Below are 23,666 nucleotides of genomic sequence, written 5' to 3' on the forward strand. Positions count from 1 at the left end.
GAGGCTTGGCACTACCCCAGCGACAGCGCCCGCATCCCCCGTTCGCCGAGCCATCCTGCCTTGCACCGCCAGACTTGCTCGATCACTTCCGACCGTAGCGCGTGGGCCGGTTCCCCGTCTGCTGCCAGCCGCCCTTGGTCGAGGACGATCACGCGGTCGGCGAAGTTCATAGCCGTGGCCAGATCGTGCAGGACCAGCACCACGCCCCGGCCCTTGCTGCCCTGCTCGCGAAAACGGCGCATCAGCGCGATCGCGTGACGCAGGTCCAGATTGGCCAGCGGTTCGTCGGCGAACAGCCACGCCGGGCCGGTCGCCAATACCCTTGCCATTAACGCCCGCGCCCGTTCGCCGCCTGAAAGGCGCGAAATGCGGCGGTTGCGCAAGGCGCCCAAGTCCATCGCCGCAATGGCCTCTTCAATAGCGTCCCTTCCCGCTTGCGCCCCAGCATCGCCCCAAGGCAGCCGGCCAAGCGAGACGAGCACCTCGACACTCACGTCCCAGGCGATTTCGGGTGACTGGGGCAAGTATCCAATACACCGCGCGCGCTCCTGAGCGGGGACGTTGCGCAACAGCCGGCCACCCAGCGTCACCAGTCCGCCATCCGCCGCGACCAGGCCGCCAAGGCAAGAAAGCAGCGTGGATTTCCCCGCACCGTTCGGCCCGCAGATCGCCGTCACCTCACCCTCGTGAAGCGACAAAGTCAGATCGGTAAGCCGGTCGGCAAGGCTGAGATTCACGCAGCCCAGTGTTGTGGTCATGCCAGCCCCCGGCGCATGTCGAGCAGCAATTTGAGGAAAAATGGCGCGCCAAGCAGGCTCAGGGCGATGCCCAGCCGCAATTCGCCGCCGCTAAGCGGCAGCATCCGGCACAGGCAATCGGCGACCAGCAGCAGCAGCGCGCCGGCAAGCGCGCTGGGCACCATCAGCGAGGACGGGCGCCGGTCGGTCAGCGGCCGCACCAGATGCGGCACCATCAGCCCGACGAAGCCGATCACGCCCGCGACCGCCACCGCCGCGCCAACCGCAAGCCCCACGCCCACGATCATCCGCGCTTGCAGCCGTCCCGGCTCCAGCCCCAGCGATCGTGCAGCCGCATCTCCCAGCGTCAGGGCATCCAGCCCGCGCCCGGCCGACATAAGTACGCCCACCCCGGCCAGGGTCAGCGGGGCAGCGATCCCCACTTCGCGCCATGACCGATCAGCCAGCGCGCCCATCAGCCAGGTCACAATCTCGCTCATCGCGAAAGGCGTGGGCGAAAGGCTGATCGCAAGGCTGGTCAACGCGCCCGCAAGGCTGGCGATCATAAGGCCCGCCATGGTGAACAGCGCGACCCCGCCCTCCCGCCCGGCGATCAGTGCAAGTAGAGCCATCGCCCCGCCCGCGCCCACAAGGGCAAAGACCGGCAACAGCCAGACCGAAGCCGCATAGCCCGTCCAGAAACTCAGCACCGCGCCCAGCGCAGCGCCGGGCGCGATGCCGAACAGGCCCGGATCGGCAAGCGGATTGCGTAGATACCCCTGCATCGCTGCCCCGGAAACACCCAGCCCCGCTCCGATTACCAGAGCCAGCGCGGCTCGCGGCAGGCGCAATTCGAACAGGATCAACGCGGCATTGCGCGTAGTCGGTGCGATGGGATCAATCCACACCTGCCCCGCCAGCAGCGAAAGCGGCACGGCGACGACAAGCGCGGCGACGAGGATCAGGATCAGTCGGCGGTTCATGAGCGGGGCCTGGACGCGGTCGATGGGATATTCAATTCCCGGCGCACCTGAACCAGCCGGGCCAGCGCGCGCGGGATGGTCGGGCCGCCGCACCACAGCAGCGAACGGTCGAGCGGCGCGCGAGTCATTCCCTTGACCTGCGCGAGAGCGGGATGGCGCAGCATTCGGTCCTCTTCGGCGGCAGGCGAGCCTACGGTGAAGATCACGCGCGGCGGATCCGCGAGCACGCGCTCGAGCGGCAGAAAGTCCGCCTGCCCAAGCCCCCGCGCGGCGGCGGCATTGGCGAAGCCCGAGCGGCGCATGAGGTCGACGATCAGCGTATCGTCCCCCGCAACGATGCCGCCCGATTCCCAAAGCAGCGCCGGGACCGGCCGTGTGCCGGCAGCCGGCGCTGCTTTGGCCATTGCAGCTTCGATGCGGTCGATCAGCGCTTCGCCAACCGACCGGTTGCCGGCCAGCGCCGCCAGGCTGCGTACTTGCGCCAGCGATCCGGCGACGTCGGAAGGGATCGGTTCCAGCACCACACGCATACCCATATCGCGCAGGGCCTGCACGGTCGTGGGCGCCATGAAGCTGCTGGCCACCACCACGTCGGGGGCCAAGGCGGCGATTTCCTCGACGGTGCCCGACGTGTCACCGAACCGGGCCGCTTCGGCAATGTCCATCGATGTCGCGGAAGGGTCGTGGCTATAATGCGAAATCGCCAGCAGCTGCCCCGGCGCTGCGACTTGCGCCAGTACCGCATCGGTGCAGGGGTTCAGCGAAACGATCCGGGGGTGCCCCGCATCGGCGATCGGAGCGTCATTTCCGCAACCCGAAAGCGCAAGGGCCGACATCAGGACCAGTACGCAGGATGAACGGCTGCCCCGCTTTTGAGCATTGTGCATAAACACCAACCCCTTCCTTGCGGAAGGGGTTGGTCCGGCCAGCCATGTCGCGACCGGGCGCCAGGTCACATCTTCACGCGAACGCCGGCATAGGCGGAGCGGCCCGGCGTGCCGTAAGTGCGCACCACTTCATAATGTTCGTCGAACAGGTTCTCGATCCGGCCATAGATCTCGACGTTCTGCGTCACCGCGAAAGCGCCGCGCAGGCCGACGACGACGTTACCGCCGACGTACTGGCTGTTGGCGGCGTCATCATAGCGGCCGCCGCCCACGCGCAGGTCTGCGCCCAGCTTCAGGCCCACTTCCCAAGCCTTGTCGAGGCTGGCGTAGAGGTTGGTCTTCGGGCGGCGCGCAAGCTGCGCGCCGGTCAGCTCGTTGGTGGCATCGAGATATGTGGCAGCAAGATTGACGTCGAAACCCTGCCAGTTCGCCACCTGCATTCCCAGTTCCAGGCCCTGCGCCCGCGCGCGGCCGACGTTGTAGTAATTGAACTGAGTGAGGTCGTAATCGATCAGGTTCTTCGTCTTGCGATCGAAATAGGTCAGCGTGAAGCGGCCCGTGCCGCCCGCGAAGGGCTGTTCGACCCCCGCGTCCCAGCTCTTGGACGTCTCTGCATCAAGCGCACGGAAACCGGCATTGGTGTAAAGCTGGTAGAGCGAGGGCGCCTTGAACCCTTCGCCGTAGCTGGCGCGCAGGATGGGCGCTTCGTCGCCCGAACCGATCACCCAGGCACCGTTGGCCGCGAAGGTGGTCTTGTGGCCAAAATCCTCATGATCGTCATAGCGCAAGCCGCCGTTCAGCGTCAGGCCCGCCAGTGGGCGCAGCGTCAGATTGCCATAATAGCTGTCGATCGAGGTATCGTCGTTTGAACCGTAATTGTCCGAAAACTTCTGCTTTTCCGTCTCCGCGCCCAGTTGCACGCTGGCCATTTCGACCGGCGCGAACAGTACCTGACCCTCGAAGCGCTCGGTGCGGCCTTTGGTCTGGTAGGGGCCGAACACGGCGTCATCGGAAATCCGCTTGGTGTCGTTGATGCCGTAGCCCACGCGGGCCGAAAGGCGGTCGTCGAGGCCGGAGTAGCGCAGATTGGCATAGCCCAGCGTATCGCGCTTGAGGCCCACGTTCAGCGCATCGGCACCGGTGTTGTCGTAGTCGTAATTGGCCTTGGTGTAGAAGCCCCCCGCATCCACCGAAAGGCCCTGCGCCAGCTCGACGTCGGCGCGTGCATTGGCGCTCTTGCTTTCGAAGCCGTCCTTTTCGGTAGCGCCCCGGTCCTCGTCGAAGGCCGAGAAGCCATCACCCTTCAGCCAGTTGCCGCCCAGCGTCAGGCCTACCGGGCCGACAAGGCCGGCGGCCGATGCGCTCACCTGCTTGCGGTCGCGCCAGCCGTATTCGGCCTGGGCGCGCGCGGTCCACTGTTCGGTCGGACGGGCGGTGATGAAGTTGATGACACCGCCTATGGCGCGGCTGCCCCACAACACGCCCGACGATCCGCGCACGACCTCGACGCGGTCGAACTGGCCGATGGTGAGCGCGCCGAAATCGAAGCCTCCGCCTACGTCGCCCGGATCGTTGATGCGCACGCCGTCGATCAGGACAAGGCTCTGCGCGTTTTCGGCGCCGCGGATGAACACGCTGGAAGGCTGGCCGAAGCCGCCGGACTGAACGGTCGACACACCGGGGATGCGAGCCAGAACATCGGTCGCGGTGGTCGCCTGGGTGCGCTCGATCTCGGCGCGGGTGACGACGGTGACCGACTGGCCGATCTGCGTGATGGGCGTGGGCTGGCGAGTGGCGGTGACGACGATCCCATCCGACGCGTCCTGCGCCATGGCAGGCGCGCTGACGGCAAGCGCCGAACCGATCAGAAACATATACTTCATTGTTTTCCTCCGAACCTTGAACGTTTTCGCCGTTCTTGGCGGAGGCTCCGCGCACCCTTCCTCATGGCACGCGATGCTCGCTGCACCCGGAACACCCCGTCCGGATACGGAACGACCGTCCTGGGCAGGTCTCCTGGCTCCCGGATCATCGCCTGCCCCCGCCTTCCCAGCGCATCCCCATTCAGGAACGGCGGCCAGTGGCGCGTGTGGAGACAGGCTCTCCGGTCACAGTTGCGGGGGCAGCGCCGGCAGTTTCGGCCGGCTTCCCTCTTAGGCCCGTATGTGCGGGCACCCATGACGTAGCCGCGCCGATAAGGCCGCGCCGCGCCCTTGGCAAGCACGCGTATCCGCGATGAATTCTTAAGCTCTTAAGCGTAAAGACACAGCCTGTACCGCAACGGGACGGCGACGAATGTCAGGGTGCGCCAACCGGAATTGTCGGTAAGGCCCGGTGCTGCAGAATTGCGCCTCCTTTTTTGAATATAGGACTCGAGTGCTTCCACCCCTTGCCCCTTTCGCATCTGACGCTGCTTCGGCGGCCATGAGCGGATTCCCGGCAGAGGAAGCGTTCGAACGCCCGCGTGATTTCACTGGCCGCTATTCAAGGCGTGCGCGCGGCGTCGGTCGACACCCGATCAAGCTGAGGCGGCGCTGGACGCTGGGCGTCGCCGTATTCGCCGCCGTGGCGCTGCCTGCCTTCGCCGAACCCAACGGGCTTGGCGGCGGATGGGACCGCTTCTCGATCGCCGATGCCGGGACGCAGGAACCCTCGGTCCTGCCCATGCCCTTCGAGCAATCGGGCGCAAGTTTTCCCGGCTCGGCCTTCTACTACCTCGACACCGACGCGGCCCCCCTGCGCATAGGCGAAGGCATCCGCTCGGACGCCGACGACACCGTTTCCGGCCCGACCCTCGGAGCCGGGCCGACCGCGCGGGCGCTCGATGTACTGGGGCGCATCGACAATTCCGGTGTGGACAGGAGCCGCGCGCTTCAATGCCTGACAGCCGCGATCTATTATGAAGCCGCCAGCGAACCCGACGCCGGGCAGCGCGCCGTGGCGCAGGTCGTCCTGAACCGCGTTGCTCACCCGGCCTATCCCAAGAGCGTCTGCGGCGTCGTCTATGAAGGCTCGGAACGGCCGACCGGCTGCCAGTTCTCATTCACCTGCGACGGCGCCCTCGCCCGCCGCCCGCAGGCCATGTTCTGGGACCGCGCCGAAAACGTCGCGCGCCAGGCCCTGTCGGGCTATGTCTACGCCCCGGTCGGCCTCGCTACGCATTATCATACGGTTCAGGTCAGCCCTTACTGGGCGCCCAGCCTCAATTATCTCGGCACCATCGGCGCTCACCGGTTCTACAGCATGCGCGGCGCCGCCGGAGCCCCAGCCACTTTCCGCTATGCCTATTTCGGCGGCGAACCGATGGCCGCTCCCCATCGCCGCGACGACAGTTCCGGCGCAGCAGCGGCCGCGGCCGCGCTCGACCCGCTGGCAGTGCAGCGCGCCTTCGGCCTGACCGCGGAACCCGCCGTCGCAAAGGAAGCGCCTGCCGCGCAGGCTGCGCCCACCATGGTCCCCGTCTATTCCTCGCAAGTCGAGGATCGCGGCGGCGACTCTCTCTATCGCGCAAAGAACCTGCCAGGCTCGCAAGGCATCAAGGCGGAGTACGCCAACTCAGGCCGTTGGATCGCAAATCCCGGCAACTGAGGTGTCAATTTGCAGTTCGATTGGTTATCAATTGATTGCAAAGGATTAGCCAAGGAAATGCCCCTAGGGGCGACGGTCAAGGTTTCGGAAACCAAGTCCTCTCATGATGGATTAGCGCCTGATCGGATAGAATGGGCGCAAGCAACGACCACAAGACAAAAGGCCTACAGCACATGACCATCCGTTTTGCCGCCGCCTTTGGCGGGACTACTCCGGCCATTGCGCGATCCCTGTGCCTGGGCGCCCCTCTCGGCGCGGTCAACGACAACATCCCCAGCAGCGGGCCGGTGCTGCGCACCGTATCGAGCGACACGGCGAGCGCTGCCGAAGCGGCCTGGTCCGAAATCGACGCCGCACTGGCCGCCGCGCTGATGCATTTCGCCCGTCACGGCCTTTCCGCCGCCAGCCGCGCTCGCACCGAAGCCGAGACCGCCCATGCCTCGGGCGATGTCAGCGCCAGCGCGCACTGGCTTGAGATCTGCCGACAGCTCGATCGCCGCATGGCCGCCGCCGCAACGCGCCGCCTTCAGGCATGAAGAATGAGGGAGGGAGCAGGGACCCGCTCCTTCTGGCAGCCTTACGCCAAACACCATCCGCGACCGCCCGGATCGGGCCTTCGGCGAATCGCGCCTGGGGAGGCTTGCCTCGCGCTGCGCGATGGCCGACACCGTGCCTCCAAGACATCGCAATCACCAGAACTTCCCTTTTTACATGATTGCCGAAACGTGTCTGAAGTGCCCGTTTCCGGCCATTTCCGCACTTTATTGCAATTGCGAACTATTATCAGATAAAAGTGCACTGATCCCTGTGGGAGGAGCCTTTGGCGGTTGCAATGTGCCACACAGGGGCGTAGTGCGCCCCTTGCAAACCCGGCGCCTGCCTTCTGCGGGATTGAATGCAGGCCGCTTTTGAAGTCCGTCAAAATCCCGCCATTGGGAAGGACACGCACGGATCATGGCTCGTAAGAAGATTGCCCTTATCGGCGCAGGCAACATTGGCGGCACGCTCGCCCACCTCGCCGCGCAGAAGGAGCTGGGCGATATCGTCCTGTTCGACATTGCCGAGGGCATTCCCCAGGGCAAGGCGCTCGACCTGTCGCAGTGCGGCCCGGTCGAAGGCTTCGACGCCTCCATCACCGGCACCAACGACTACGCCGACATTGCCGGCGCGGACGTCGTCATCGTCACCGCAGGCGTGCCCCGCAAGGCCGGCATGAGCCGCGACGATCTGCTGCAGATCAACCTCAAGGTCATGAAGGCCGTGGGCGAAGGCCTGAAGCAGTACGCACCCGACGCGTTCGTGATCTGCATCACCAACCCGCTCGACGCGATGGTCTGGGCGCTGCGCGAATTCTCGGGCCTCCCCGCGAACAAGGTCGTCGGCATGGCCGGCGTTCTCGACTCGGCACGTTTCTCGACGTTCCTCGCCTGGGAATTCGGCGTTTCGATCCGTGACGTGAACACGTTCGTGCTCGGCGGCCACGGCGACACCATGGTGCCGGTCGTGCAGTACTCGACCGTCAACGGCATTCCCGTGCCCGATCTCATCAAGATGGGCCTCACCACCCAGGAGAAGATCGACGCGATCGTGCAGCGGACCCGTTCGGGCGGCGGCGAGATCGTAGGTCTGCTCAAGACCGGTTCCGCCTTCTACGCTCCGGCAGCTTCGGCAATCTCGATGGCTGAAGCCTACCTGAACGATCAGAAGCGCATCCTGCCCGTCGCCGCCTATGTCGACGGCCAGTACGGCGTTGACGGCCTTTACGTCGGCGTGCCGGCGATGATCGGTGCCGATGGCATCGAGAAGGTAATCGAAATCGAGCTGGACGAAGAAGCCAAGGGCAACTTCCAGGTCTCGGTCGACGCGGTCAAGGAACTGCTGGTGGCCTGCAAGGCCATCGACGGCAGCCTCGCCTAAAAATCTCACCGGCCCGCGCGGTCTGGCCCTGTCAAGGTGGCCAGTATCGCGCGGGCTGAATAGTTTCTTGAAAACGCGGCAGGCCACGGCCGTCAGCCTTTTCACGATCAGGAACAGGAAAAACCGATGTCCATTCTCATCGACAAGAATACCAAGGTCATCACCCAGGGCATGACCGGCGCGACCGGCACTTTCCACACCGAGCAGGCTCTCGCCTACGGCACGCAGATGGTCGGCGGCGTCACCCCCGGCAAGGGCGGCACGACGCATATCGGTCTGCCCAACTTCAACACCGTCGCCGAAGCCAAGGCTTCGACCGGTGCGACCGCATCGTGCATTTACGTTCCGCCGCCGTTCGCCGCCGACTCGATCCTTGAGGCGATCGACGCCGAGATGGAACTGATCGTGTGCATCACCGAGGGCATTCCCGTCCTCGACATGGTTCGCGTCAAGCGCGCCCTTTCGGGCTCGAAGTCGCGCCTTATCGGCCCGAACTGCCCCGGCGTCCTGACCCCCGGCGAATGCAAGATCGGCATCATGCCCGGTTCGATCTTCTCCAAGGGTTCGGTCGGCGTTGTGTCGCGTTCAGGCACGCTCACCTATGAGGCGGTCTTCCAGACGACCAACGCAGGTCTGGGTCAGACCACCGCAGTCGGCATCGGCGGCGACCCGGTCAACGGCACCAACTTCATCGACGTGCTGGAACTGTTCCTGGCCGACGAAGCCACCCAGTCGATCATCATGATCGGCGAAATCGGCGGTTCGGCTGAAGAAGAAGCGGCTCAGTTCCTCAAGGACGAAGCCAAGCGCGGCCGCAAGAAGCCCATGGCAGGCTTCATCGCCGGCCGCACGGCGCCTCCGGGCCGCCGCATGGGCCACGCCGGCGCCATCGTTTCGGGCGGCCAGGGCGGCGCCGAAGACAAGATCGCAGCCATGGAAGAAGCCGGCATCAAGGTGTCGTCCTCGCCGTCGCTGCTGGGTGAGACCCTTGTGGAACGCCTGAAGGAACTCGCCTGATCTGATACTGCCCGTGCAGCGGCATGGTTCTTCGGAACTTCGCCGCTGCCGGGTGCTTACCATGACGCGCCGGGGCATTTCGGTCCCTCGCGCCACTACCGAGCGGCATTTCGGCCCTCCTCCCCGGGAACCGTCAGCGCCGCGAACACACAGACAACGCCGGGACACCTGTGTCCGGCGTGGTGATAGGTGATTCCTATGGGCGACGAGAGTTTCGAATTCACCCCCGACATGGCGCTGGAAGAGCCCCAGGCCGGCCCCAGCTGGCAGCGTGGCAACTGGCCCCTCGTCGGCGGTGACGCTGAGGACGACTGGACACAGGGCCTCGACCCCACGGTTCTCAAGGCCGAAGTGGCGAAGGCTGCTGCCAAGGGCGGCGCCGCAGTCGACCAGGCCAGCATAGACCAGGCAGCGGACGATGCGTTCCGCGTCATGACGCTGATCCGTACCTACCGGGTGCGCGGCCACCTTGCAGCGGACCTCGATCCGCTCGGCCTGAACCAGCGCAAGCTGCCTGCCGACCTGACCCCTGAATACCACGGCTTCACAGGCGCCGCGCAGGACCGCAAGGTCTATGTCGGCGGCACCCTAGGCCTGCAGTGGGCGACCGTGCGCGAGATCGTGCAGATCCTGCGCGCCAACTACTGCGGCAAGGTCGGCCTCGAATACATGCACATCTCCGATGTCGAGGAGCGCCGCTTCCTCCAGGAGCGCATGGAAGGCGCCAACAAGGAAATCGAATTCACGCCCGAAGGCAAGAAGGCGATCCTGGCGGCCGTCGTGCGCGGCGAGCAGTACGAGAAGTTCCTCGGCAAGAAGTACGTCGGCACCAAGCGCTTCGGCCTGGACGGCGGCGAATCGATGATCCCCGCGCTTGAAGCCGTCATCAAGTACGGCGGTCAGCTCGGCGTGAAGGAAATCGTCTACGGCATGGCCCACCGCGGCCGCCTGAACGTCCTCGCGAACGTCCTTGCCAAGCCTTACAAGGTCATCTTCCACGAATTCTCGGGCGGCACCGCCAACCCCGAGGACGTGGGCGGCTCGGGCGACGTGAAGTACCACCTCGGCACTTCCGCGGACCGTGAGTTTGACGGCGTCAAGGTTCACATGAGCCTGATGCCCAACCCCTCGCACCTCGAAACGGTTGACCCGGTCGTGCTCGGCAAGGTCCGCGCCTATCAGGTGATCGCGGACGATATCGGCGACGATGTCGGCCCTAACGCGAAGCACAATCAGGTCCTGCCCGTGCTTATTCACGGCGATGCGGCCTTCGCCGGCCAGGGCATCATCTGGGAATGCTTCGGCCTTTCCGGCGTCAAGGGCTACAACACCGGCGGCTGCCTCCACTTCATCATCAACAACCAGATCGGCTTCACGACGAGCCCGCAGTTCGCGCGCAACTCGCCCTATCCCTCGGACGTCGCCAAGGGCGTCCAGGCGCCGATCCTGCACGTCAACGGCGATGACCCGGCGGCGGTGACGTTCGCCTGCAAGCTGGCGATCGACTACCGCCAGACCTTCAAGCGCGACATCGTGATCGACATGTGGTGCTACCGCCGCTTCGGCCACAACGAAGGCGACGAGCCCGGCTTCACGCAGCCGCTGATGTACGCCAAGATCCGCCAGCACCCGCCGGTCAGCAAGATCTACAGCGACAAGCTGAAGGCCGAAGGCGTGATCGACGATGCGTTCCTCGGCCAGACCGAAGATGCGTTCACCGCGCATCTGGAAGAACAGTTCGAGGCCGCCAAGACCTACAAGGCGAACCGGGCCGACTGGTTCGCCGGCCAGTGGAGCGGCTTCCACAAGCCTGCCGATCCCGAAACCGCGCGCCGCAACGTCGACACCAAGGTCGAACCCAAGCTGTTCGAAAGCCTGGGCCGCGTGCTGACGACGATCCCCGAAGGCCTCACCGTCCACAAGACGCTGGCCCGCGTGCTCGCCGCCAAGGAAGAGATGTTCAAGTCGGGCGAAGGCTTCGACTGGGCAACGGCGGAGGCGCTCGCCTTCGGCAGCCTCGTCTCCGAGGGTTACGGCGTGCGCCTGTCCGGCCAGGACTGCGGACGCGGCACTTTCAGCCAGCGCCACGCCGTCTGGACCGACCAGACCGATGAGCACAAGTACACGCCCCTCACCACGCTGCCGCACGGCCGCTTCGAGGTGCTGGACTCCACCCTGTCGGAATACGGCGTGCTCGGCTTCGAGTACGGCTACGCCAGCGCCGATCCCAAGACCATGGTCCTGTGGGAAGGCCAGTTCGGCGATTTCGCCAACGGTGCGCAGATCATCATCGACCAGTACATCGCCTCGGCCGAATCCAAGTGGCTGCGCGCGAACGGGCTGGTCCTGCTGCTGCCGCATGGCTACGAAGGCCAGGGTCCGGAGCACTCCTCGGCCCGTCTGGAGCGTTACCTGCAACTCTGCGCGCAGGACAACATCCAGGTCTGCAACATCACCAGCCCGGCGAACTACTTCCACGTCCTGCGCCGTCAGATGCGCCGTTCGTTCCGCAAGCCGCTCGTCATCATGACTCCCAAGTCGCTGCTGCGCCACCCGCTGGCAAAGTCGGCCGCTTCGGAATTCCTCGACGGCGAATTCAAGCGCATCCTGTCCGATCCCAACCCCTCGGCGGACGCGGAAACGAAGAAGGTCATCCTGTGCTCGGGCAAGGTCTTCTACGACCTGCTCGAAGCGCGCAACGCCGCCGAGATCACCGACACCCAGATCATCCGCATCGAGCAGCTTTACCCCTTCCCGGGCGAACCGCTGGCCCAGCGTCTTTCCAAGATGCCGAACCTCGAGGAAGTCGTCTGGTGCCAGGAAGAGCCCAAGAACAACGGTTCCTGGTTCTTTGTGGAGTCGCTGGTCGAGGAAGCCGCCATCGAAGCGGGCGTTTCCGCCCCGCGTCCTCGCTATGCCGGTCGCTCCGCTTCGGCGTCGCCCGCCACGGGTCTCGCCAAGCGCCACACCGCCGAACAGGCGGCGCTGGTTGCTGATGCCCTGCATCTTTCCGTTCGTTCCGAACTCCGTCGCAAGCAGAAGGCTTGAGATAAACCATGTCCACTGAAGTCAAGGTCCCCACGCTCGGCGAGTCCGTCGCCGAAGCCACCATCGGCCAGTGGCTCAAGCAGCCCGGCGAAGCCGTTGTTGCCGATGAGCCCATTGCCAGCCTCGAGACCGACAAGGTCGCCATCGACGTCATGGCACCGCACGCCGGTGTCATGGGCCAGCACATCGCTGCCGAAGGCGACAATGTCGTCGTCGGCGCGCTGATCACCACCATCGAAGCAGGTTCGGGGGCGCCTGCCGCTGCCAAGCCTGCTGCGGCCCCCGCTGTTGCCGCTCCGGCTACTTCGACTCCGGCGCCGGCTGCGGCACCTGCCGCCGCTGCTCCGGCAACCGAGGAAGCCTCTACCGGCGCTTCGGTCCTGTCGCCGGCCGTGCGCCGTGCGATCCTGGAGCACGGTATCGACCCCGCGTCGATCAAGGGCACCGGCAAGGATGGCCGCATCACCAAGGACGACGTCCTGGAAGCCGCCAAGAACAAGCCCGCCTCTGCTGCTCCGGCCGCTGCCGGTGCGCCTGCCTCGGTCCCCGCATCGGCACGCGGCGAAGAGCGCATCAAGATGACGCGCCTGCGCCAGACGATCGCCAAGCGCCTCAAGTCCGCGCAGGACACCGCCGCCCTGCTCACCACCTTCAACGACGTCGACATGTCGGCCGTCATCGAAGCGCGGGACAAGTACAAGGACGTGTTCCTCAAGAAGCACGGCATCAAGCTGGGCTTCATGTCGTTCTTCGCCAAGGCGTCGGTTCTGGCGTTGAAGGACATCCCGGCCGTCAACGCACAGATCGACGGCGACGAGATCGTCTACCACGACTACGTCGATATCTCGATCGCAGTCTCGGCCCCGAGCGGCCTGATGGTCCCCGTGGTCAAGGACTGCGACAAGCTGGGCTTCGCGGGCATCGAAAAGGCTATCGCGAACTTCGGCAAGAAGGCCAAGGACGGCAAGCTGACCATGGAAGACATGAAGGGCGGCACCTTCACGATCTCCAACGGCGGCGTGTTCGGCGGCCTGATGTCGACCCCGATCATCAACCCGCCGCAGTCGGCAGTGCTGGGTCTTCACCGCATAGAAGACCGCGCCGTGGTGCGTAATGGCGAAATCGTGATCCGCCCGATGATGTACATCGCGCTGTCCTACGACCACCGCCTGATCGACGGCCGCGAGGCGGTCACCGCGCTCAAGACCATCAAGGAAGCGATCGAGGATCCCACCAGGCTCCTGATCGACCTCTGACACGAAAAACCCCGCCCGCCCCGAAACTGGTCGGGCGGGGTTTTCACTTGCGCTGAAACTACTATTTTCCGCTCATGCCTGAACACTGCGAGGCATGAGCGTACGGAGGCCTGAACATGGCTGATTACGACTACGACGTCCTTGTCATCGGTGCTGGCCCCGGCGGCTATGTCGCGGCGATCCGCGCAGCGCAGCTGGGCCTCAAGACCGCCTGCGCCGAAGGGCGCGAGACACTGGGTGGAACCTGCCTCAACGTGGGCTGCATTCCCTCCAAGGCCCTGCTTCACGCTTCGGAATACTTCGATGCGGCAAAGAACGGTGCCATGGCGGCGATGGGCATTAAGGTGACCCCCGAACTGGATCTCGACACCATGCAGGGTCAGCGCAAGGACGCCGTCAAGGGCCTGACCGGCGGCATCGAGTTCCTGTTCAAGAAGAACAAGGTCGACTGGCTGAAGGGCTATGCCAGCTTCAAGGACGCCCACAGCGTCGAAGTTGCCGGCAAGACCGTCACTGCCAAGAACATCGTCATCGCCACCGGCTCCTCGGTCACACCGCTCCCCGGAGTCGAGATCGACAATGCCGGCGGCGTTGTGGTGGACAGCACCGGCGCACTCGAACTGACTTCCGTCCCCAAGAAAATGGTGGTCATCGGCGGCGGCGTGATCGGCTTGGAACTGGGTTCGGTCTGGCGCCGTCTTGGCGCGGAAGTGATTGTGGTCGAATTCCTCGACCAGCTCCTCCCGGGCATGGACGGCGACGTCCGCAAGGAAGCTGCCAAGATCTTCAAAAAGCAGGGCATGACGCTCAAGCTTGGTACCAAGGTCACTGGCGTGACCGTGGAAGGCAAGACCGCCAAGGTCACTGTCGAGCCCGCCAAGGGCGGTGACGCCGAAGTCATCGAAGCCGATGTCGTGCTGGTCTCGATCGGCCGCCGTCCCAACACCGAAGGCCTCGGCCTCGACAAGATCGGCATCGAACTGAATCAGCGCGCACAGATCGAAACCGACCACGACTTCGGCACCAAGGTCGACGGCGTCTGGGCGATCGGTGACGTGATCCCCGGCCCAATGCTCGCGCACAAGGCCGAGGACGAGGGCATCGCCGTGGCGGAGAATATCGCCGGCCTCACCGGCATCGTGAACCACGACGTCATTCCCGGCGTCGTCTACACCCAGCCCGAGTTCGCGGGCGTAGGCCTGACGGAAGAGGCCGCCAAGGAGCGCGGCGCGGTCAAGGTCGGCAAGTTCCCGATGATGGCCAACTCCCGCGCGAAGACCAACCACGAGCCGGACGGCTTCGTCAAGGTCATCGCCGACGCCGAGACCGACCGCGTTCTGGGCGTATGGTGCATTGCCTCGGTGGCCGGCACGATGATCGCGCAGGCCGCACAGGCGATGGAATTCGGCGCTACCAGCGAAGACATCGCCTACACCTGCCATGCTCACCCGACGCATTCCGAGGCGATCAAGGAAGCGGCAATGGCGGTGACCGGCAAACCGATCCACATGTGATCTGCTCAAGATAGATCGACAAGAAGGCCGGCGTGAAAACGTCGGCCTTTTTTCGTTGGTCCCGCTTGTGGAACCTCCTGCCCCGTTCGTGAATTTACTCGCGACCATGTTTCACGGGGCGTTTCACGAATGATGTTCCACCGCGCGGCATTGCTGCTTCTGGCGCCTACCCTCGCCCTTTCCGCGTGCAATCGCACCCACGACGATAGCCCCCCTCCCCGTGCGCATGATGCGATCAAGGTCGATCCGCAGGCCTCGCTCATCACCGTCCCGGTGCTTGCCGACCTTGGCAAGCTGGCCGCCGCGCTGGAAGACGATATACCGCGCACGCTCTGGACCATCGATAAGCCCGACCAGACCTGTGTTTCATCGAAAAACGTGGACCTGGGGATTGCCACCATCAAGACCCCCAGACTCCAATGCCGCATCGTCGGCGAAGTCCGGCGCGGCCCCTTGCGCTTTGCCGGCAAGGGGCGCGAGATCGTGCTCGACATGCCTCTCCATGCAGTCCTGCGCGCCGAGGACATCGGCGGCGTACTCAAGCGCGAGACTGCCACTGCCGACGCGATGGCCCATGCCGTCATCCGCTTGACGTTGGCGCAGGATTGGGCCCCGCGCGGGACCGTAGACATCCGCTACGACTGGACCAACGCTCCGCACATGGAGTTCATGGGCCAGCGCATCGACTTCACCGATCAGGCCGACCGCAAACTTGCCCCCGTGATCGCCCGGCTCGAACGCGAACTGCCCGGCCAACTTGGCAAGCTGGAGGTCCGCCGCCAGGTCGAACGCGCCTGGAACTCGGCCTTCACCACGCTGGCTCTCAACCGCGACAACCCGCCGGTCTGGATGCGCGTCAGCCCCACCGAATTGCAATACGGCGGCTACGAACTCGACGGCAACAGGTTGATGCTGCGGCTCGGCGTCAAGGCTGTGACCGAAACCTTCGTCGGCAAGCGCCCTGCCGATCCCATGCCCTCGCCCCTGCCCCCGGTGCGCCCACTGAAAACCGAAGCTGGCCGGCTGGCTTTTTTCATCCCCGTAGTCGCTGATTACCGCGAACTCGAACCGGTGCTGATGAAGGCGCTTCGCAAGCGCTCGGCCAGGGCCTTCGAAGTGCCAGGCGTCGGGCCGGTCAAGGCCGATTTCCGTAAGGCGACGATCTACGGCACCACCGGGGGGCGCATTGCCGTGGGCATCGAATTCACCGCGCGCGACGTCGCAGATCGGGTCGGCGCGACCAAGGGCACCGTGTGGATGACCGGCTTACCGACCAACACCGAAAATTCACGCAAGATCAGCTTCGAACAGTTCGCCGTCAGCGGCACCACCGACATGCGCGGCGGCGACCTTATCCTGCGCCTTGCCAACGCCCCGGGCATGGCGTCTACGATAGCCGCTGCGCTCGCCCAGAATTTCGAGAAAGACTACGGCAAACTCCTGGCCAAGATCGGCAACGCGATCGAGGATAAACGGGAAGGCGACCTGCTGATCCATGCCAAAGTCACTCGCACCCGAACGGGCCGCATCAAGGCAGCGGGCCAAGGCCTTTACCTGCCCGTCTGGGCCGATGGCACGGCTGCCATCACCATACACAGATAGCCCAGGACGCAGGGCTGACTCATTGGCGAGTTTGCGCTGCCGCCGCCGCCCTGCAAAGGTTCCGACCGAAAACCGGGAGAGAGCAATGAAGGCAGTCTGGTACAACGAAAACGGCGGCCCCGAGGTGCTTCATCACGGCGACCTGCCCGATCCCGAGGTCGGGCCGAAGACGGTGCTGATCCAGGTCAAGGTGATCTCGCTCGAAGGCGGCGATCTGCTCAACAGGGTTCACACGCCGCCGGCGCGCGTGCCCCATGTGCCCGGCTATCAGGCAGCCGGGATGGTGGTCGCGGTAGGCGCAGAAGTGACACGCTTCCGGAAAGGCGATCGCGTGGTCGGCTTCAACTGGAGCGGTAGCCACGCCGCGCTGTTCGCCGTGCCAGAGACGTACGCCTATCCGGTGCCCGAGGGCATGGATCTCGATGTCGCCGCGGTGGTGCCTATCGCTTTCGGAACCGCCTACGACGCGCTTTTTACCTATGGCGGTTTGTCGTCGGGCGAGACAGTGCTGATACAGGGCGCGGCAGGCGGCGTCGGGCTGGCGGCCGTGCAACTGGCATCGCAGGCCGGCGCTACCGTGATCGGCACCGCATCCAGCCCCCAGCGCCTCGCACGGATCACACCGCTGGGACTGACCCACGGCATCGACTACCGGCAAGAGGATATCTCCGCGCACTGCAAGGAGATCACAGGCGGCAAGGGCGTCGATCTCGTGCTCGATCTTGCGGGCGGAAAGGGCAAGGATGCGCTGGTGGAAGCCCTGCGCGGTCATGGCCGCTATGCGGTGATCGGCGCGGCCGAGGGCACCTTGCCTACCTTCGGATTCTTCGAGATGATCCGCAAGGCCATGCAGGTGACCGGCATCTCCTTCGGCCGCGACATGCATACCCCGCGCGTGCATGAACTGTTGGCAGACTTGCTCGCCCGCGCCCATGCCGGCTCGCTGGTGATGCCGATCGAGCGGGAGTTCGCCCTGGCCGATGTAGTGGAGGCCCACCGCTTCGTTGCCGAGGAACATCCATTCGGGCGGGTGGTGATGCGGCCCTGAAGGTGGTTTCCCGAGGCGCCCACCCTTAGAGCGTATCGGGATAGACCGGGCGAATATCCACCGGCAATGCTGCCATCCCTGCGATCGCAGCGGCGGCCTCTGCATCCAGCTTCGCCCACTTCGCCATGAACGCCTTAGTGCCTTCATAGTCGCCGGTGGCCTGCAACATCAGCATGTCGTGGAGCAGCGCCTTCAGCCCCGCTTCCATCTTCACGTTGTCCACCACGTAACGCTTTGCCGCCGCATCATACGCGAAGGCCCCATGCGCGCGCAGGTAGGCATATTGCAGCGCCGCCCCCTTACCATGCGCCTCGACCGCGCCGAAGCGCACCGCACGGAAGATGCCGGTGAAGTAGGTCGCGAAAAGCTGCGGGCGCTCGGCTACAGGCAGTTCTCCCTTCTGCATCATCAGCAGGATGTTCCACACCCCGGCGACATCGGCCTTGGCCTCTTCCAACGCCGAGTTCTGTTCCTTCAGCGCCTTGTCCACCGTGGTCTTCTCGCCGTTGACGACGATCGAGCCCGGCCCGAGGCTGTGCGACAGTTCGTGGAACAGTGTCTCGTACTGCATGTAGTCCTTGGCGACGTAGCGCGCCTGGTCGGCCTTGAGCACCAGCGCCGCCATCGGCTGGAGGGTGCGGTCGAACTTGGCGCCGAGCACGTTGGAGAGGATCACCTTCTTGGCGCCCTTGGCCTCGCGCACGCGCTCGTCATTGGGCAGGTTGAAAGCAATGGTCTGCGGCCCGGGCACGTTGTCGCCCCCGCCGCGTACCTGCTCTGCCACTGCGATCGGGCTTTCGAAACCGCGCTGGAAGTTCTTGTACTTGTCCTCGATCGGGAGGTTCGCCTCCATGTCCTTGAGGTATTTCTTGTACTTCGCGAGCGCAGCGGACTGCTCCGGATCCTTGAGCGTGACGAAGCTCTCAAACGAGGTTTTCGCGCCCATCAGGCGATCGGTATAGACCTCGTAAGGCCCGATCGCGACTTCGATCGGCGTGCCCGTCAGGTCCATCCACGCCAGTTCGCTCTCATAGTAATCATCGGAAAGGAATGCCTTGGCCCGCAGGCCAAGGAACGTCTTTAGGCTGGGATTGCTCGTCCGCGCGGCGGCTTGTTCCAGCAGCCTGGACGCCGGTTCCAGCCATTGCCGGTACTCAACCGAATACGGTACCGCGATCAGCTTGGCGCCCTGCCGCCGCACGACGGTATAGGGGCTGAGCAGCGCGGCCTTCTGATCAGGATGAGCGGCGACATAGGCTTCCAGATCGGCGCGCGTCAGGTCCACCGGATAGAAGCCCGCGCCCTCGGGCATTGGCGCGGTACCCCAGAACGGGTGCAGATCGGCCAGTTCGTCCCACGGACCGAAGTTGCGCGCGAACATCTCTACCAGAAGGTCACGGTCGGCGCGGCGGTTCATCGAGACGGCGCGCTGCACCTGCGGGTTTTGCTCATAACGCTGGCGCAGGTAAATCTCGCTCATCAGGTCGGAGGCCTTGATGAGCAGGTTCACGACATCGCGCTCCTCGGCACTGAGGAAACCGCTGTCGACCTCCATCGGGATCGTCGCCAGTTTGTCCTTCTGCGCGGCGAGATCGTAGCCCCGCTGTGCGGCAGCGTCCTCTGCCACAGGCGCGGCGGGGACAGAGGCGACTGCGCCGGGAGCGTGCGTACAGGCCGCGCTCGCCATCAGCAGGACGGCAGGGGAAAGGCGCTTGAAGTTCATCATGGGGCAGTCCGTCGCATGTCTCGGGTCAAGAAGGGATGCACAGCCTAGTGCGATGCGTGCGCCGTGCAAGTGCGCCGCCAGTCTGGCGGACAGCGGCGCTCACCATGTTCCGCGGCCGAAGCGTATTTGCGGGAGGACCAGCCCATGCACCGCGTGTTAGGAGGCCGCAATGACTCCGATCACTCCTGCCCTGCCGCCTGCGCTCGACCTCTTTGGTATCGCCGTCTTCGCCCTGTCCGGCGCGCTGGCGGCGGCGCGGCTGCGGCAAACCTTCGTCACTGTGGCCTTCTTCGCGCTCATCACCGGCGTGGGCGGAGGCTCCCTGCGCGATCTGCTGATCGGCGCACCGGTTTTCTGGGTACACGACCCGTTCGTGGCGCCCGTGTGCATCATCGTCGCGCTCGTCGCGTGGTTCACGCCGGTGCGCTGGTGGAACGGGGTGCTGCTGGAATGGGCGGATGCGCTGGGGCTGGCGGTCTATTCGGTGTTCGGGACGATCAAGGCGCTGTCGTGGGGCGTGCCACTAGTGGCCGCGATCCTCATGGGAGTAGTCACCGGCTGCATCGGCGGGATCATCCGCGATGTGCTGGCCGGGCAGCCTTCGATCCTGATGCGCCCGGAACTTTATGTGACGGCGGCGGCGCTGGCGGCGTGCCTTGCCGGCGCGGGCATCGTGTTCGGGCTGTCGCCGGCGCTAACCTGGTCTCTTGCCGTGGCCGCCGGCTTTACCTTGCGCGGCGCTGCCATCCACTGGTCGCTGGGCCTGCCAGCGCACCGGGGGGACGACTGAGCCGCCCCGCCCACGCCGGTTCAGATCATCGCGTGGCCATCGACCGCGACGGAGCGTATATGGCCGGTATCGTCGACGCTGCAGGCATAAGGACTCCCGCCCTCGAGCCGGCCCTCGACGCTGTAGCGCTCACCCATGCGGCGCACGGTCTCGACCGAATCGACACGCTTGCCGCCCTGCTCAAGTTCGGCCGAGCAGGCGTCCACAGCGGCATCGAAATTGCTGGGCACCGGACGCTGTGCCGCGTCCGAATCCGCCGGATAATCACGCGAACCGTAGGCAGTGCTGGCCGGCTCGTTGTCGTCGTAGCCCGGATCGCCCGCAACGGGACCGCCAGGGTAGCGATAAGGCGCTGGCTCGTCACTGCGCGTGTCGGCGGACTTCTTGTTGCTCGCCGACGTGGCGATCGCGACCGCAGCGCCGCCTACCAGCAGACCGGCGAGCAGGCTACCGCCATCGACCCCGCCGCCACGGTGGTGACGGTGGCGGCCCCAGTCGTCGTAGCCGCGCGCGAAAGCCGGAGTCGCGGTCATCGAAACCATGGCAAGCGCGGCCAGCGTGGCAGCGGTACGCGAACGGAAAATCTGCATCGGTGAATGTCCAAGCCCCGGCGCGCACTATTCGCGCCGCCTATGTCAGGGAAATACCCGTCCCATGCTGTCGCGCGGCTGAACCGCCCTGCCGCTTATGGCGCGTTGCCGCCCTCCTCGGTTCCGGCATGGGCTATCGTGGCTTCGGGCGGCAGTCGCAGCCCGGTCCACTGAGCGACGAAGGCAAGGATGTCCGCGCCTTCTTCTATCGCCTTGTCGGTGGGCTTTCCCGATCCGTGCCCGGCGCGCGTTTCGATGCGGATAAGGCGCGGCTTGTCGCCAAGGTCGGCATGCTGCAGCGCCGCGGCATACTTGAAGGAATGCCCCGGTACCACGCGGTCGTCAGTATCGGCGGTTGTGACCAGGATCGCCGGATAAGCCTGCCCTTCACGAATGTTGTGGTAGGGAGAATAGGCGCGCAGCACCTTGAAATCGGCCTCGCGGTCGGGGTGGCCATAGTCGTCCACCCAATAGCGACCGGCCGTGAAGCGGTCGAAGCGCAGCATGTCCATGACGCCGACCTGCGCCACCGCGGCGGCGAACAGGTCCGATCGCTGGTTAACCACAGCGCCGACCAGAAGCCCGCCGTTGGACCCACCCTGGATCGCCAGCGCATCCTTCTTCGCGATGCCTTCCTTCACAAGGTATTCGCCTGCCGCGATGAAGTCGTCGAACACGTTCTGCTTGTTCGCGCCGCGTCCGCCATCGTGCCACTCCCGTCCGTACTCGCCGCCTCCGCGCAGGTTCGCCAGCGCGAAGGCCCCGCCCGCTTCCAGCCACGCCATGCGGGCAGAGGAGAAACCAGGCGTCAGCGAAACATCGAAGCCGCCGTAGCCGTAAAGCAGCGTTGGCACCGGCAATTTGGCCTTCGCCACGGCGCGGCTTCGCACGACGAACATCGGTACCCTCGTCCCGTCCTTCGAGGTGAAGAACCGTTGCTCTACCACGTAGGCACCCGGATCGTAGCACATCTTGGGCTGCGCGAAGGGCGCGGTGACACCAGTGGCCAGGTCCATGCGGTAGATCGAGGCCGGGCAGTTGAAGCTGGTGAAGGCGTAGAACGTCTCTGGATCGCCTGGACGCCCGCGGAAGCCCGATGCCGTACCGATGCCGTTGAGTGACAGCGTCCGCCCAGCGCTGCCGTCGAGCGCCAGGATCTCGGCGTGGCTGGCGGCGTCGCGCATATAATTGAGCACGAGCTGGTCGCCGACGATCCCTGCGCGTTCGAGAATATCCTCGCGCTCCGCGACGACCTGTGTCCACTCGGGCTTGGCCGCGTCAAGATCGATCGAAACGAGGCGGTAGCGCGGCGCGTTCCGGTTCGTCACATACCACAGCCGCCGCCCGGCGCCTTCGACCAGCTTCCAGTCGTCGGTAAAGCCGGTAACCAGCGCAGCCGCGTTCCAGCCATCGCGCTTGCGGTGAGCAAGGTCGATCACCCGCAATTCGTAGCGCGCATCGGTGCCGACGTGGCTGGTAATCAGCGCGAGACGTCCGTCCTGCGTCACATCCGCAACATGCCCGTACTGCGGATGCTCAGGCGTCCCATAGACCAGTTCGTCCCGCTCCTGCGGCGTGCCGAGACGGTGAAAATAGACGGCCTGCTCATAGTTCAGGCCCTGGAAGGCCGCGCCCTCTTGCGGCACCGGGAAGCGCGAATACAGAAACCCTTCCTCGCCCACCCAGGCGAGCCCGGTGAACTTGGCCCAGCGGACCTGATCGGTCAGCGGCTCGCCGGTCCTGACGTCAAGCACTCTCAGGATACGCCAGTCGCTGCCGCCGTCCTGCACGCTATAAAGGAGGTAGTTGCCCTTCTGCGACGGCTCCCAGGCATCCAGCGCGGTTGCCCCGTCAGCAGCCCAGGCATTCGGATCCAGCAGCAGGCGCGGTTCGCCGGACAGACCCTTACGGACGAACAACTGGGCCTGGTTCTGAAGCCCCGAATTGCGCGTATAGAAATAGCGCCCGCCTGCCTTCACCTGCAGCCCGAAGCGCTCGTAGTCCATAAAGCTGCGGATGCGCTTCGCGAAGCGCTCGCGCTGGGCCAGAGCGGCAAGGTAGCCTTCCGTCACTGCGTTCTCGCGCTCGACCCAGTCGGCCACCTCGGGGGCGCCGCGCACATCGGCCTCCAGCCAACGGTAGGGATCGGCGATGTCCTCGCCGAACAGGGTTTCGACGACCGGGTCGCGGCGGGTCTGCGGATAACTGATTTCTGGCATCGTTTCAGCACAGATGGGCACACCCGTGCAAAGCAGCAAGCCACCGATCAGCGCGCGCAGGCCATGCATCTTGCGTATCCTTCCCGGCCCATGTTTCTCGCTCTTTATTCTAGCATATGCGGGGGGATGGGAAAGGCGCCGCACCACAACGAAAAAGCGGCCACGAACCAAGGTTCGCAACCGCTTTTTGTTAACCCGTCAGGGCCGCTGGGGCTCAGGCCTCAGCGAATTCCTCGGTATCGGCGTTCACCGGGCCAGAATCCTGACCCTTGGCGGTGACGTCGCGGTCAACCAGTTCGATGATCGCCATCGGAGCAGCGTCCGAAGCGCGGATGCCGGCCTTGATGATGCGGGTATAGCCACCTTCACGGCCAGCGAAACGCGTCGCCAGAACTTCGAACAGCTTTGCTTCCTGCGTCTCGTCGAGGATGCGCGCGTGCGCCAGACGACGGTTCGAAAGACCGCCCTTCTTGGCAAGCGTGATCAGCTTCTCGAGGTAAGGACGCAGTTCCTTTGCCTTCGGAGTGGTGGTCTTGATCTGCTCGTGCTTGATCAGTGCAGCGGCCATGTTGCGCAGCAGGGCCGTGCGGTGGCCGGACTTGCGCTGCAGCTTGCGGCCGCCCATTTTATGACGCATTTTCAATACTCCGTTCGTAAGGGGCCCGTATCAGGTAGCCCGGTCCTGGCAGCCGCTTGAGGGGGACTGCCGATACCCTGAAAAACATGATCCCGACCAAGGCCGGG

At 65.0% G+C, this 23,666-nt stretch carries 18 protein-coding genes and 1 riboswitch; of the genes, 10 read left to right on the top strand and 8 right to left on the bottom strand.

What is annotated here, in order from left to right; genetic code table 11:
* Positions 1-11: 11 nt before the first annotated feature.
* The 4 genes from V474_RS10990 to V474_RS11005 all read right to left on the bottom strand — a co-directional run bounded on the left by V474_RS10990 (position 12) and on the right by V474_RS11005 (position 4,490).
* A complete protein-coding gene (locus V474_RS10990; RefSeq protein WP_059151583.1) occupies positions 12-758 on the bottom strand; it encodes an ABC transporter ATP-binding protein in 747 nt (248 codons plus the stop codon).
* Positions 755-1,720 (bottom strand): FecCD family ABC transporter permease, encoded by a 966-nt coding sequence (locus V474_RS10995; RefSeq protein ID WP_059151584.1) that lies wholly within the window; start codon positions 1,718-1,720, stop codon positions 755-757. The genes V474_RS10990 and V474_RS10995 overlap by 4 nt, the downstream gene beginning before the upstream one ends.
* A complete protein-coding gene (locus V474_RS11000) occupies positions 1,717-2,607 on the bottom strand; it encodes an ABC transporter substrate-binding protein (protein WP_082699746.1) in 891 nt (296 codons plus the stop codon). The genes V474_RS10995 and V474_RS11000 overlap by 4 nt, the downstream gene beginning before the upstream one ends.
* A gap of 65 nt (positions 2,608-2,672) precedes the next feature.
* Positions 2,673-4,490 (bottom strand): TonB-dependent receptor plug domain-containing protein, encoded by a 1,818-nt coding sequence (locus V474_RS11005; RefSeq protein WP_059151585.1) that lies wholly within the window; start codon positions 4,488-4,490, stop codon positions 2,673-2,675.
* A gap of 106 nt (positions 4,491-4,596) precedes the next feature.
* Positions 4,597-4,801: riboswitch (cobalamin riboswitch) on the bottom strand.
* A gap of 230 nt (positions 4,802-5,031) precedes the next feature.
* Between V474_RS11005 and V474_RS11010 the strand changes: the two genes are divergently transcribed.
* From V474_RS11010 to V474_RS11050, 9 genes are all read left to right on the top strand, one after another.
* Complete coding sequence (locus V474_RS11010) at positions 5,032-6,195, top strand: cell wall hydrolase (protein WP_082699747.1); 1,164 nt, start codon at positions 5,032-5,034, stop codon at positions 6,193-6,195.
* A gap of 173 nt (positions 6,196-6,368) precedes the next feature.
* Positions 6,369-6,731, top strand: a complete 363-nt coding sequence (locus V474_RS11015; protein WP_059152104.1) for a hypothetical protein — start codon at positions 6,369-6,371, stop codon at positions 6,729-6,731.
* Positions 6,732-7,149: 418 nt separating this feature from the next.
* Positions 7,150-8,112, top strand: coding sequence for a malate dehydrogenase (gene mdh, locus V474_RS11020; protein ID WP_043971045.1), 963 nt, complete (start codon positions 7,150-7,152; stop codon positions 8,110-8,112).
* A 126-nt stretch (positions 8,113-8,238) separates the two neighbouring features.
* Complete coding sequence (gene sucD / locus V474_RS11025) at positions 8,239-9,129, top strand: succinate--CoA ligase subunit alpha (protein WP_043971047.1); 891 nt, start codon at positions 8,239-8,241, stop codon at positions 9,127-9,129.
* Positions 9,130-9,327: 198 nt separating this feature from the next.
* Positions 9,328-12,177 (top strand): 2-oxoglutarate dehydrogenase E1 component, encoded by a 2,850-nt coding sequence (locus V474_RS11030; RefSeq protein WP_059151586.1) that lies wholly within the window; start codon positions 9,328-9,330, stop codon positions 12,175-12,177.
* An 8-nt stretch (positions 12,178-12,185) separates the two neighbouring features.
* Complete coding sequence (gene odhB / locus V474_RS11035; RefSeq protein WP_059151587.1) at positions 12,186-13,433, top strand: 2-oxoglutarate dehydrogenase complex dihydrolipoyllysine-residue succinyltransferase; 1,248 nt, start codon at positions 12,186-12,188, stop codon at positions 13,431-13,433.
* Between the two features lie 116 nt (positions 13,434-13,549).
* Positions 13,550-14,947, top strand: a complete 1,398-nt coding sequence (lpdA, locus tag V474_RS11040; RefSeq protein WP_059151588.1) for a dihydrolipoyl dehydrogenase — start codon at positions 13,550-13,552, stop codon at positions 14,945-14,947.
* A 129-nt stretch (positions 14,948-15,076) separates the two neighbouring features.
* Positions 15,077-16,549: a DUF4403 family protein gene (locus V474_RS11045; RefSeq protein ID WP_236711195.1), complete on the top strand. Its 1,473-nt coding sequence runs from the start codon at positions 15,077-15,079 to the stop codon at positions 16,547-16,549.
* Positions 16,550-16,634: 85 nt separating this feature from the next.
* Positions 16,635-17,597, top strand: a complete 963-nt coding sequence (locus tag V474_RS11050; protein ID WP_059151589.1) for a quinone oxidoreductase family protein — start codon at positions 16,635-16,637, stop codon at positions 17,595-17,597.
* Between the two features lie 25 nt (positions 17,598-17,622).
* Here the strand turns inward: V474_RS11050 and V474_RS11055 are convergent, their stop codons facing one another.
* Entirely contained in the window at positions 17,623-19,323 is a 1,701-nt protein-coding gene (locus V474_RS11055; protein ID WP_059151590.1) for a dipeptidyl-peptidase 3 family protein, read from the bottom strand.
* Between the two features lie 169 nt (positions 19,324-19,492).
* Between V474_RS11055 and V474_RS11060 the strand changes: the two genes are divergently transcribed.
* Positions 19,493-20,113, top strand: a complete 621-nt coding sequence (locus tag V474_RS11060) for a trimeric intracellular cation channel family protein (RefSeq protein ID WP_059151591.1) — start codon at positions 19,493-19,495, stop codon at positions 20,111-20,113.
* A gap of 20 nt (positions 20,114-20,133) precedes the next feature.
* On the opposite strand, the gene V474_RS11065 is transcribed toward V474_RS11060, so the two are convergent.
* From V474_RS11065 to rplQ, 3 genes are all read right to left on the bottom strand, one after another.
* The gene (locus V474_RS11065) at positions 20,134-20,703 is read right to left on the bottom strand and encodes a hypothetical protein (RefSeq protein ID WP_201786028.1); all 570 of its coding nucleotides are present in this window, start codon (positions 20,701-20,703) and stop codon (positions 20,134-20,136) included.
* Between the two features lie 95 nt (positions 20,704-20,798).
* Positions 20,799-22,991: a prolyl oligopeptidase family serine peptidase gene (locus V474_RS11070; protein ID WP_059151592.1), complete on the bottom strand. Its 2,193-nt coding sequence runs from the start codon at positions 22,989-22,991 to the stop codon at positions 20,799-20,801.
* 145 nt (positions 22,992-23,136) lie between these two features.
* Positions 23,137-23,559, bottom strand: coding sequence for a 50S ribosomal protein L17 (gene rplQ / locus V474_RS11075; RefSeq protein WP_059151593.1), 423 nt, complete (start codon positions 23,557-23,559; stop codon positions 23,137-23,139).
* Between the last annotated feature and the right edge of the window lie 107 nt (positions 23,560-23,666).

It is taken from the genome of Novosphingobium barchaimii LL02 (assembly GCF_001046635.1).
GTDB classification, from domain to species: domain Bacteria; phylum Pseudomonadota; class Alphaproteobacteria; order Sphingomonadales; family Sphingomonadaceae; genus Novosphingobium; species Novosphingobium barchaimii.

Coding starts and splice junctions, on each gene's coding strand:
- V474_RS10990 (WP_059151583.1), bottom strand. CDS start 758: ATGACCACAACACTGGGCTGCGTGAATCTCAGCCTTGCCGACCGGCTT.
- V474_RS10995 (WP_059151584.1), bottom strand. CDS start 1,720: ATGAACCGCCGACTGATCCTGATCCTCGTCGCCGCGCTTGTCGTCGCC.
- V474_RS11000 (WP_082699746.1), bottom strand. CDS start 2,607: ATGCACAATGCTCAAAAGCGGGGCAGCCGTTCATCCTGCGTACTGGTC.
- V474_RS11005 (WP_059151585.1), bottom strand. CDS start 4,490: ATGAAGTATATGTTTCTGATCGGTTCGGCGCTTGCCGTCAGCGCGCCT.
- V474_RS11010 (WP_082699747.1), top strand. CDS start 5,032: ATGAGCGGATTCCCGGCAGAGGAAGCGTTCGAACGCCCGCGTGATTTC.
- V474_RS11015 (WP_059152104.1), top strand. CDS start 6,369: ATGACCATCCGTTTTGCCGCCGCCTTTGGCGGGACTACTCCGGCCATT.
- mdh (WP_043971045.1), top strand. CDS start 7,150: ATGGCTCGTAAGAAGATTGCCCTTATCGGCGCAGGCAACATTGGCGGC.
- sucD (WP_043971047.1), top strand. CDS start 8,239: ATGTCCATTCTCATCGACAAGAATACCAAGGTCATCACCCAGGGCATG.
- V474_RS11030 (WP_059151586.1), top strand. CDS start 9,328: ATGGGCGACGAGAGTTTCGAATTCACCCCCGACATGGCGCTGGAAGAG.
- odhB (WP_059151587.1), top strand. CDS start 12,186: ATGTCCACTGAAGTCAAGGTCCCCACGCTCGGCGAGTCCGTCGCCGAA.
- lpdA (WP_059151588.1), top strand. CDS start 13,550: ATGGCTGATTACGACTACGACGTCCTTGTCATCGGTGCTGGCCCCGGC.
- V474_RS11045 (WP_236711195.1), top strand. CDS start 15,077: ATGATGTTCCACCGCGCGGCATTGCTGCTTCTGGCGCCTACCCTCGCC.
- V474_RS11050 (WP_059151589.1), top strand. CDS start 16,635: ATGAAGGCAGTCTGGTACAACGAAAACGGCGGCCCCGAGGTGCTTCAT.
- V474_RS11055 (WP_059151590.1), bottom strand. CDS start 19,323: ATGATGAACTTCAAGCGCCTTTCCCCTGCCGTCCTGCTGATGGCGAGC.
- V474_RS11060 (WP_059151591.1), top strand. CDS start 19,493: ATGACTCCGATCACTCCTGCCCTGCCGCCTGCGCTCGACCTCTTTGGT.
- V474_RS11065 (WP_201786028.1), bottom strand. CDS start 20,703: ATGCAGATTTTCCGTTCGCGTACCGCTGCCACGCTGGCCGCGCTTGCC.
- V474_RS11070 (WP_059151592.1), bottom strand. CDS start 22,991: ATGCATGGCCTGCGCGCGCTGATCGGTGGCTTGCTGCTTTGCACGGGT.
- rplQ (WP_059151593.1), bottom strand. CDS start 23,559: ATGCGTCATAAAATGGGCGGCCGCAAGCTGCAGCGCAAGTCCGGCCAC.